Origin of the sequence: Novosphingobium sp., assembly GCF_032093395.1 — a bacterium.
In the GTDB taxonomy this organism is placed as follows: domain Bacteria; phylum Pseudomonadota; class Alphaproteobacteria; order Sphingomonadales; family Sphingomonadaceae; genus Novosphingobium.
This window is the reverse complement of sequence record NZ_DAMDBA010000012.1, coordinates 86,142-96,415: the sequence shown is the minus strand read 5'-3', so window position 1 is coordinate 96,415 and position 10,274 is coordinate 86,142. Positions and strand designations below refer to the sequence as shown.

Sequence of the window (10,274 nt, the reverse complement as noted above, 5' to 3'; positions counted from 1 at the left end):
CACTGGCTGGCAGGCCGCCGAAAACGCCGACATCGAGCCCGGCGACACCGTCGCTGTCTGGGGCTGCGGTCCGGTTGGGCTGTTCGCGGTTCAGTCCGCGTTCCTAATGGGGGCGGCGCGGGTAATCGCCATCGACCATTTTCCCCGCCGCCTGGAACTGGCGCGAAAATTCGGCGCGCAGACCATCAACTTCGAGGAATCGAAGACGTACGAGGCGCTGATGGAAATGACAGGCGGCATAGGTCCGGACGCGGTGATCGACGCGGTGGGGCTGGAGGCGCATGGCTTCTTCGTCGATAACGTGATCGACCAGGTCAAGGCCTCGCTGTTCCTGGGTACCGACCGCATCCACTCGATCCGCCAGGCCATCGTCGCCTGCCGCAAGGGCGGCCGCGTCTCGATGCCGGCGGTCTACGGCGGCATTGTCGACAAGTTCCCGCTCGGCGCCTTCATGGAAAAGGGGCTTACCTTGAAGACCGGGCAGACCAGCGTCCAGCACTACATGCCGGGCCTGCTCAACGCGATCGTCGAGGGCAAGATCGACACGACCTTCCTCATTTCGCATCGCATGAGCCTGGAGGATGCCCCCAAGGGCTACAGGATGTTCCACGACAACCAGAACGAAGTCACCAAGGTCGTGCTCAAGCCCGGCTTCACCGAAACCGCCGTCGCGGCCGAATAGGACAAGCAGCATGGCTGATAAGTTCGCAATCATCACCGGTGCCTCCACGGGCATCGGCTTCGAACTGGCGAGCATTGCCGCAGAGAACGGCTATGACCTGCTGGTCGTTGCCGACGAAGAGCTGATCGAAGCGGCCGCCCGGGACTTTCGCCTGCACGGCGTTTCGGTAGCCGCAGTGCAGGCCGACCTGTCGACCCTGGAAGGCGTCGATGCCCTGCTTTCCGCCGTGGAGGGTCGCCGTATCGATCTTCTTTGCGCCAATGCGGGCCGGGGGCTGGGGCACGGTTTTCTGGACCAGAATGTCGCCGACTGGCGCCTTGTGGTAGATACCAACATTACCGGCACTCTCTATCTGCTTCAGCAAGTGCTCAAAGCAATGGTGATGCGCGGCGATGGCAAGGTGCTGATCACCGGGTCCATCGCCGGCTTCATCCCGGGTAGTTTCCAGGCAGTCTACAACGGTACGAAAGCGTTCGTGGACAGCTTCGCGGACGCGCTGCGCAACGAGATCAAGGAGGTGAAAGGCGTGACGATCACCACTTTGATGCCCGGCCCAGTCGAAACCGAGTTCTTCGATCGCGCCGACATGCTCGACACGAGTGTGGGCGCGTCAGCGAGCAAGAGCGATCCTGCCGACGTCGCCCGCGACGGATGGAACGCGATGATGAACGGCGATGCGCATATTGTCTCGGGATGGAAGAATAAGATCCAGGCGGCTGTGGCGCACGTGACGCCGGCCGCAGTTCTCGCAGAACAGCACCGCAGGATGGCGGAGCCCGGCTCGGCCAACGATGACGGACCGCGATAAGGAAATGCCGGCGCCGAACTTTGCTAACCAAAGGATAGAGACATGAACTCCACGATAGAGCGCACATTCTCCAGTCGACGCGACGCGGAACTGGCTGTCGAACGATTGGTCCAGGAACACGGCTTTGAACGGACCGACGTGTTCATCTCGTCGGCAGGCGATGAAAACAGCGCAGGCGATACGCCCAGCGGCGGCGATACCGCGACGCATCTGGAACCGGAGCGCACTGACGCACCGCTGTCCGATCCGATATCGGTCTCGGTGGACATCAATGACGACTCGCGCGTCGCCATTGTGAACCGCGTATTCGACGAAATTGCCGCCGGCTAGACCGCCTGAACGAACTCAAGGGCCCGGACCCGCGGCGCCCGCGCGAGTAGGATGGAGGGTGCTTGGCAGGCTACCGATATGCTGCCAGCCGCATTTTGACCGGTTTAATTGTCGTCGATAGGAACGTTACGGGTGGAAACTTCCTCGTGAGCCACGGTCGCAGTCTCGAGATGGCGATGGGACGCACTTGGCCTTGTGCGACAACAACTGCCACGAGCGTGGAAACACAAAAGTCCGCACTGAATCACGCGCCTTGAAGAGTGCGCGCGATAATTCCATCTGACCGGGGCAAATTCAGACATGCGAGCCAAGGATACGATGACGACAGATTCCACTATCGCCCCAGAAACCCGTGCCTTCGAGGCGGATGTCTCCAAGCTGCTGCACATGATGGTCCATTCGGTTTATTCGGACCGGGACGTCTTCCTGCGCGAGCTGATCTCCAACGCGGCCGATGCGTGTGAGAAACTGCGCTATGAAGCGATCGCCGACCCATCGCTCCTTGGCGAAGATCCGCAGCCGCAGATCACCATCACGCTGGACAAGGAAGCCGGCACGTTGACGGTTGCCGACAACGGCATCGGCATGACCGCTGCCGACATGGCAGAGACGCTGGGAACCATCGCCCGCTCCGGAACCAAGGCCTTCATGGATCGGCTCTCCGCCGATAAGAATGGGGAGGGCCAGCAGCTCATCGGTCAATTCGGCGTCGGTTTCTACTCGGCGTTCATGGTGGCCGGGAAAGTCGATGTCGTATCGCGCCGCGCGGGCGAAAGCGACGCTGCCAGCTGGTCTTCCGACGGCCTCGGCACCTACACCATCGCACCCGCCGATCCGGAGCAGGCGCCGGTACGGGGGACAGAGGTGACCCTCCATCTTCTGGACGATGCAAAAAGCTATGCGGAGCGCTACAGCGTCGAGCGCATCGTCAAGGCACAGTCCGGCCATGTGCCGGTCCCGATCTTCATCGAGGAAACCGGAAGCGACGAGGAAGCTCGGCAGGTTGCGGACGGCGCGGCGCTGTGGACCAAGCCGAAGTCCGAAATCAGCGAGGAAGACTACACCGACTTCTACCGCAGCGTGGCAGGCCAGTTCGACAAGCCTGCCCTGACGCTGCACTATCGGGCGGAGGGGCGGCACGAATATTCGGTGCTCGCCTTCATTCCGGAGAGCAAGCCGTTCGACCTGTTCGATCCCGATCGTAACGGGCGCATCAAGCTCTACGTCCGCCGCGTGTTCATCACCGACGAAGCGGAAATCCTGCCGCGCTACCTGCGCTTCGTGCGCGGCCTTGTCGATTCTGCGGACCTTCCCCTCAACATGTCGCGCGAAATGATCCAGGACAGTCCTGTGCTCTCGGCAATCCAGAAGGGCGTAAGCAATCGCATCCTTTCCGAGCTGGAAAAGATGGCCGTTGCAGAGCCTGAACGTTACGCGGCCGTCTGGGAGAACTTCGGGGCAGTGCTGAAGGAAGGTCTCTACGAGGACTATGCGCGGCGCGACACCCTGCTGGGCCTTGCCCGTTTCAAGACCACCATGTCGGACGGCAAATGGCGTTCGCTCAAGGATTACGTCGCCTCGCTCAGGGAAAACCAGACGGCGATCTACTATGCGACGGGAACCGATCTCGATCGGATTGCGGATTCTCCGCAAGTTGAAGGGTTCAAGGCACGCGGCATCGAGGTACTGCTGCTGCCTGACCAGGTCGACAGCTTCTGGACGACGATGGGCGCGGACTTCGAGGGTAAGCCGTTCAAGTCGGTTACGCAGGGAGCGGCTGATCTCAGCCTCATTCCCTTGGCGGAAGGTGGCGAGCTTGCGAATGCCGGCGAGGATGTGACCGGATTCATCGCCTTCGCCAAGGATGCCTTGGCCGAATACGTATCCGATGTGCGCGTCTCGGACCGCCTGACCACAAGCGCCGTCTGCATCGTCGCGCCCGACAATGCGATGGACCTGCAGCTCGAGAAGATGCTGGCTTCCGCTGGACGAGCATCGGAGCGGGCAAAGCCGGTCCTGGAAGTTAACGCCGGGCACACGCTGATCGGCAAGCTGGCACAAAGCGGTGCCAGCGACGACGACTTGCGCGACCTCTCGTTTCTTCTGCTCGACGAGGCACGGATCGCCGAAGGCGAAGCCCCGGCCGACCCGCGCGCTTTCGTGGAGCGTCTCGAGCGGTTGATGGCTAAAACCCTGGGATAACAAAATGGGGGGAGCCGTTTGGCTCCCCTCTTCCTTGGCTGTCCGATCACCTCCGACTTGTCCCTCTGCGGCTGAGGCTCTGGCGTTCACTTTCGTTGCACACAGCTACAAGCTTCCAATTTCAATGTGTTTCTCGCGGAACATCACGACGGTCCATTCGCTCAAGCCGCAGCAGCAACAGGAGCGACATCCATGAACACGAAAATCGCGAGCGGACTGATCCTTACCCTCATGGCCGGCGCGGCACTGGCCGGCTGCTCGCATGGCGCAACCCGTGGCGGCCTGATCGGCGGCACTGGCGGCGCCGTAGTAGGCAGTGCGACCGGTCTGGGCACCACGGAAGGTGCCATTATCGGCGGGACGGCGGGCGCGGTCATCGGCGACAAGTAACCGAAGCCGTCAGATCATATCGAAGGGCCGGCGACCAGCGAACTGGGTGCCGGCCCATTGTCGTTCAGGTTTTCGGGTAGATTACACGCAATATCGCCAGTGTTCTGGATGAACCTTAAAGGATGCTCAAAGTGGATCCCTCGTTCCCCCCTCGCCCTCAGCGATATTGGACGCTTGGCCGGGTCGCGGTTGCCGCCGTCATGGTCGTCGCAATCCTGGGCGTGGGCTTGTTGCTCGTGCGCCTTGCCAGCTTTCTCATGCTGGTGTTCGCTGCCGTGGTCTTGGCCGTTGTGTTCGACGCCATCGCTCGCATCGTCTGTTCTTCCCTCTCGATTGGCCGCGCCTGGGCATTGGCGCTCGCAGTGATCCTTCTATTGGGGACTTTCATCGGCGCTTTCGTGCTGTTTGGCGCCCAATTGACCAGCCAGTTCGACACGATCCGGCAAAGCCTGCCCGAAGGCGTCGAACAGATGCACGCCTTCCTTGAACGCATGGGGTTGGGGAATGCCGGCAACGGTATATTGGAGCAAGGCAAGGACAGTCTTTCGGGCGCCCTAACCAAGGTAGGCACCTACATGCTAGCGATCGGGAGCGGCCTGACCAACCTCGTGCTGGTCATTTTTGCGGCGGTCTTTCTGGCCGCCGACCCCGGCGTCTATCGCCGCGGCCTTCTTCTCCTGGTGCCCGACCGCGCGGTGAAAACGGCAGACGATGCCCTGACGGATACGAGCCGCGGCCTCAATGGCTGGATGAAGGGTCAGGCGGTCTCCTCGGTGGTCGTGGCTACCCTCACGTCTGCGGGCTTGGCGCTGCTTGGGGTACCGTCAGCCGGCGGGCTCGGTGTTATTGCCGGCCTGCTCGACGTCATCCCCATGATCGGGCCGGTAATTTCGGGCGTGCCGGCGGTCCTGCTGGCGTTCACTCAATCCCCGGAGACCGCGCTGTGGGTTGTCCTGCTGTTCGTCCTGATTCAGCAGCTGCAGGGCAACTTCCTTCAGCCCATGATCCAGAAGCAGGCGGTCGATGTGCCACCCGCAGTGCTTCTCTTCACGGTGGTCGCCGCGGGTACGCTGTTTGGAGCGCTCGGCGTACTGCTCGCAGCACCTCTGACCATAACCTTGTTTGTCCTCGTCAAGCGTATCTATGTGAAGACGCTGCTGGGCAAAAACGTGGAAGTGTAACTGCAATCGCCTCTGCGCGGGCCAGCACAGGCGCCGGCCTCGGGCGGCAAGTTTCAGCGCAGGCTCTCTGCTACCCCGCAGGACTCCTTCGGTCGCGATCACGCTTTAACGCCTCGCCACTGCGATAAGTGCGGTCGAAGGGATGGGAAGGATTGTGCGATCGCCAGCCGTGGCTCGGACTTCGGCGATGACCTCCCCCTTCTCCGCATCGCTCAAACTGGTCCAGTCGGGGGACATGCCGAACAAGCTATCGGGTTCGTCCAGCAGGTTCATGTCGAGCGGATAATCATGGGTGACATGTTCAATCTCTGGATCACGATATCCGGCCAGGACCAGTTCGCTGGCGAAGTCGGCCGAATTGCTAAGCGCCGTGACCGCGTCCGGCATAACCATACCCTCACGATCGGGAAACAGCTTGCGACGAATCTGGCCCAGCAGCAGGAAGGTTGCGGCACCCCGGTCCTGCCAGGTCGCGACCACACCTGTCCCACCGATGCGCGTCACCCTTGCCATTTCGGCGAGGCCTTTGCGCCAGTCGGGAAACATGATGACGCCGAAGATCGAGAACACCGCATCGAAGCTGCCATCTTCGAGCTCCAGGGCCTGTCCGTCCATCACCCGCGTTTCGACATTGGGCATTTTCGCAGCCGCAATGCGCGCCACCATGCCGGGCGAGAAGTCCGTCGCGAGCACCCGCGCGCCGGTTCTTGCAGCCGTCAGCGCAAGCGCGCCGGTGCCGGCCGCGACATCGAGAACGCGGCTTTCCGGTGTCAGCACAACACGCGCCAGTGCCGCCTCGGCATAATGCTTGGTGAAGGGATGAGCGGTCTTCTCATAGTGCTGGGCGGCCGTGTCCCAATGGTCGGGACTGTCGAATTCCTGCATGGCCAAAGCTCCACGAATCATGTAACATCATAAGTATCGTGAAGAGATCCGCTTGCCAACTCCCGACCGTCCGAGAAAGATCATGCCGTGCGTAATGACAGCCGCCTTTCGAGAATGTTGCATGTGTTGCTCCATATGGCACGCCACGATGGGTCGATGACGTCCGAGGCAATCGCGCGGATGCTTGGAACGAACCCCGTGGTCGTGCGCCGCACGATGGCTGGCCTGCGCGATGCTGGATATGTGCGGTCGGAGAAAGGGCATGGCGGCGGCTGGGCCATCGCCGCAAATCTGGAAGCGGTTTCGCTACTGGATGTCCACCGCGCGGTGGGTGGTCCTCGCGTCTTCGCTATCGGCAGCGAGCACAGCAATCCGGATTGCGCGGTCGAAAGGGCCGTTAACGCTGCGGTGGAGGACGCGCTGCGAGACGCCGAAGCAATACTGATCGCGCGGTTGGGTGCCGTCAGTCTCGCCGAACTGGCGCGAGGGTTCGAAGCCCATTGCAGGCCGGCCGATCAAACGCCGCGCCTCCGCGGCCCAGCGCCCGAAGATCGCGATGCGGGAACCTAGGCGGCGATCGGACGTCTTGCGTCAACAAGGGGGAATTTTGCGCCGCATCATCACGTCCGGATCGAAAACATCGTTAGCGCGTGGCGCTGGCGCGCTAGCGCTAAGCGCTGGCCTTGTCGCGGTGGCATGGGGCGCGTTTGGCCGGCTATGTCGCGTGCCCCGACGTAAGACACCGCCGCCGGCCAGGCCGGGCGCTGAGGGAGAAGCGTCCAGTACGCTAGCCCGGGCGACCTCGGGCGCGGTCGGCGCTCATCCCAACCTCTCCGGCGTAAGCCTCCTCGACGACGCACACGACGCCTTCGCCGCCCGCATGCAGCTCGCGCAGGCCGCGGAACGCACGCTCGATCTCCAATATTATATCTGGCACGGCGACCGCAGCGGCACTTTGATGCTCGAGGCGATCCACCAGGCGGCTGAGCGGGGCGTCACGGTGCGACTGCTGCTCGACGACAACGGCATATCGGGACTCGACACGATTCTGGCTGCACTGGACCGTCATCCCAATATCGCTGTCCGATTGTTCAACCCGTTCCGCATCCGTTTTCCGAAGGCGATAGGCTTTGTCTTCGATTTCCACCGCCTCAACCGGCGCATGCACAACAAGAGCTTCACGGCCGACAGGGCGGTGACGATCGTGGGCGGCCGCAACATCGGCGACGAATATTTCGGGACCGGCGATGGCGGGCTGTTCGCTGATCTCGACGTGCTCGCGGTAGGCCCGGTGGTGGACGCGGTGGCAGAGGATTTCGAGCGTTACTGGGATTGCGCATCTGCTTACCCCGCTACGCAGATCCTGCCACGCATGCCTGAAACAAAGCGGCGGGAACTCGCAAAAAGAGCCTCGATCATCGAGCGCGATCCCTCCGCCGGCAAATTCGTCGAGCGGATCCGCGACCTACCGCTGATCCGAACGTTAGGCGACGGGACCATCGCGTTGACCTGGGCGCCGGTCCGCCTGATCAGCGACCCGCCGGAAAAAGCGCTCGGCCCCATGCCCGAGAGATCTCTCCTTGCCGGTCAGATAGAGAGCGCCATCGGGGTGCCCGAACGCGAGCTATGCGTGGTAGCGGGCTACTTCGTGCCCGGCCGTCAGGGTACGGCCATGTTTACCGGGCTTGCCGGGCGCGGCATTGCCATCTCGGTGCTGACGAACAGCTATGCCGCTAACGATGTCGGCGTCGTCCATGCCGGCTATGCGCCCTGGCGCGCGGACCTTCTATCCGCGGGGATCCGGCTGTTCGAGATCTGCGGAAAGAGCCGGCACCCGCAGGGCGGCAAGGAAAGGAGACACGGTCTACGCGTGGGCATCGGCAGTACGTTGCGGGGCTCGGGCGGAGGCTCGGTGGCGGCTTTGCGCTCCAGCGCGTCAACCCTCCACGCCAAGACCTTTGCAGTCGACCGCAAGCGCCTGTTTGTGGGCTCCTTCAACTTCGATCCGCGCTCGGTCCACCTCAATACCGAGATGGGGTTCGTGATCGATAGCCCCGAACTCGCCTCGCGTGTTGCCGACAGGTTCGAAGACGCGGTGCCGGCAATGGCCTATGAAGTCACTCAGTCGAGCAGCGGCGAGCTACGTTGGATAGAGCGGGCCAATGGCTTTGAGACGGTTCACACGCGCGAGCCCGGCATGACGTTGGCCGATCAACTGATGATAAAGGTGGCGAGCCAGCTACCTATCGGGAAGCTGCTCTAAGCCCGCGTCCGCTTGCCTTCTTTTAATCGGCAAGCGGACCTGTTTTAGGGCACTTGTAACCATTGGTGCCGGGCCGGTTGGATATACGACGGCTGTCACCGATGGCCTGCTTATGTCGCCCCGAATGTTCACCTGCGCCTGGACACTCTTCGAACAGAAGAACAAGTGGCGGGGGCTTGGCCAAACTCGACTCAACTGGGGCGGTTCCGGCCCAGTCGTTGGTATTTCTATCGAGGCCGTAACCGGTCGTTCGCCCCCTGCGCGGCTACCAGCCTGTTACGCGCGCATACTGGCCGTTCTTCAAGCCATTCGCTCGCGATAAGCCGGAAGGGGTTTCCGGCAGCGATAAAGGCGGCGACCTTACTTGGCTTGATGAACAGGATCGATGCCCTGCTTCAGCAGGCGCCGCGCTTCAATCAGCCGCTGGCGGGCCTCTCCGAGAGTGACTTCGGGGTAACGCCTGAAGGACGCCGTACGGGGGAGTTGGTGAAGTTTGAAATTCATCCGCCAATAGCGGGCGCCGGACGGCTTCACGAGCAGGTAGAGGCCGTCGCGGTCAGAAAGCTAGTAAGCTTTTTCTTGTGGGCGGGCTCTATCGACCGTCGTGGCCGAGAGACCGGATTTCGTGAGCCGCCTGCCATTGTGAGTGGATTTCCGTCAGCTCAAGAGAACTGCAGGTTCACATATGGCGCCAACTTTGACTGAGACGGTATGAAACATATCCGGAACCGCCCAGACATTGTATCAGTCAAAAACCGCAGAAAACAGACTTTCACCGCTCTTTAAGAGCAGGTTTGAGACGCGCACTGGAGCGTAGCGAGGAGCGGTTGCTTGTGATGGAGCGGATGAGGGGAATCGAACCCCCGTATTCAGCTTGGGAAGCTGCTGCTCTACCATTGAGCTACATCCGCATTTCAGGAGTTTAGCCTGAATTATACCCGCCGTTTTCCGAAGCTTTTCCGGCGAGGCCCAGCCTAGTGCCATGTGGCTAGCTCAAACGTCAATCCGCATTTTGCTATTGCGCACTGTTCCGATCCACAAAGCACGCCAGAGGTCTCTGCACTTTGCCGCAGAACGAAACCTCGATTGGGAAGGCTTCACGAAGTGCATCACTGTCTAGCGGGAAGGACAGCAAACCCCAGACGCGGATGAGCCATCAGGCGGGTGGGTTTGAGAAGTCCGTCCCCAAGCTCGACGCAATTCGTGCACGGGGCTCTGTCCAGTCGAAACCGTTAGGACAAGGTGTCGCGACTATTCAGTAGAATAGGAAACACGCGTCTCGTCCAGGCGATAAACCTCGTGCTCGGGAATGCGACCCACGTCTCAAGAAAAGAGGCGATCCCGGTCAGATGGTGGATTGCCTCGATGGCTTTCAGTCTGTTTCGGCCAGACTCACCATGCTGCAACTCAGGCCCCGCAGCCGAGTACACCTCTGCGGGGCCTTTTTTCCCGGAGCAGCTGCCGACCGCGTTCGAAACCGGCGGCCAGGCGGTTTTCACAACACCCGACCGGACCGCTGAAGCGGTTCGCTTG

At 61.6% G+C, this 10,274-nt stretch carries 9 protein-coding genes, 1 tRNA gene and 1 pseudogene; 8 read left to right on the top strand and 3 right to left on the bottom strand.

The annotated features are described in order from the left end of the window. From RT424_RS06920 to RT424_RS06895, 6 genes are all read left to right on the top strand, one after another. Positions 1-682: zinc-binding dehydrogenase (locus tag RT424_RS06920; RefSeq protein ID WP_313435634.1), on the top strand; the 682-nt coding region annotated here is incomplete at its 5' end. Positions 683-692: 10 nt separating this feature from the next. After that, positions 693-1,490: an SDR family NAD(P)-dependent oxidoreductase gene (locus RT424_RS06915; RefSeq protein WP_313435633.1), complete on the top strand. Its 798-nt coding sequence runs from the start codon at positions 693-695 to the stop codon at positions 1,488-1,490. A 42-nt stretch (positions 1,491-1,532) separates the two neighbouring features. After that, positions 1,533-1,820, top strand: coding sequence for a hypothetical protein (locus RT424_RS06910; RefSeq protein ID WP_313435631.1), 288 nt, complete (start codon positions 1,533-1,535; stop codon positions 1,818-1,820). A gap of 318 nt (positions 1,821-2,138) precedes the next feature. Continuing rightward, positions 2,139-4,022: a molecular chaperone HtpG gene (gene htpG, locus RT424_RS06905; RefSeq protein WP_313435629.1), complete on the top strand. Its 1,884-nt coding sequence runs from the start codon at positions 2,139-2,141 to the stop codon at positions 4,020-4,022. 192 nt (positions 4,023-4,214) lie between these two features. Further along, complete coding sequence (locus RT424_RS06900; protein WP_313435627.1) at positions 4,215-4,412, top strand: hypothetical protein; 198 nt, start codon at positions 4,215-4,217, stop codon at positions 4,410-4,412. Between the two features lie 200 nt (positions 4,413-4,612). Then, on the top strand, positions 4,613-5,593 hold the full coding sequence (locus RT424_RS06895) for an AI-2E family transporter (protein WP_313435625.1): 981 nt from the start codon (positions 4,613-4,615) through the stop codon (positions 5,591-5,593). 105 nt (positions 5,594-5,698) lie between these two features. Here RT424_RS06895 and RT424_RS06890 read toward each other — a convergent pair whose 3' ends face one another. Further along, on the bottom strand, positions 5,699-6,478 hold the full coding sequence (locus RT424_RS06890) for a class I SAM-dependent methyltransferase (RefSeq protein ID WP_313435623.1): 780 nt from the start codon (positions 6,476-6,478) through the stop codon (positions 5,699-5,701). A gap of 87 nt (positions 6,479-6,565) precedes the next feature. Between RT424_RS06890 and RT424_RS06885 the strand changes: the two genes are divergently transcribed. Together RT424_RS06885 and RT424_RS06880 are read left to right on the top strand one after the other, a co-directional pair. Beyond that, a complete protein-coding gene (locus tag RT424_RS06885) occupies positions 6,566-7,048 on the top strand; it encodes an Rrf2 family transcriptional regulator (RefSeq protein ID WP_313435621.1) in 483 nt (160 codons plus the stop codon). A 310-nt stretch (positions 7,049-7,358) separates the two neighbouring features. Then, positions 7,359-8,741, top strand: a complete 1,383-nt coding sequence (locus tag RT424_RS06880; RefSeq protein ID WP_313435619.1) for a phospholipase D family protein — start codon at positions 7,359-7,361, stop codon at positions 8,739-8,741. 360 nt (positions 8,742-9,101) lie between these two features. Here the strand turns inward: RT424_RS06880 and RT424_RS24515 are convergent. Next, positions 9,102-9,293, bottom strand: a pseudogene (locus tag RT424_RS24515) (Arm DNA-binding domain-containing protein); the annotation flags it as partial. 285 nt (positions 9,294-9,578) lie between these two features. Further along, positions 9,579-9,652: transfer RNA gene (locus tag RT424_RS06875), tRNA-Gly, on the bottom strand. Positions 9,653-10,274 lie beyond the last annotated feature (622 nt).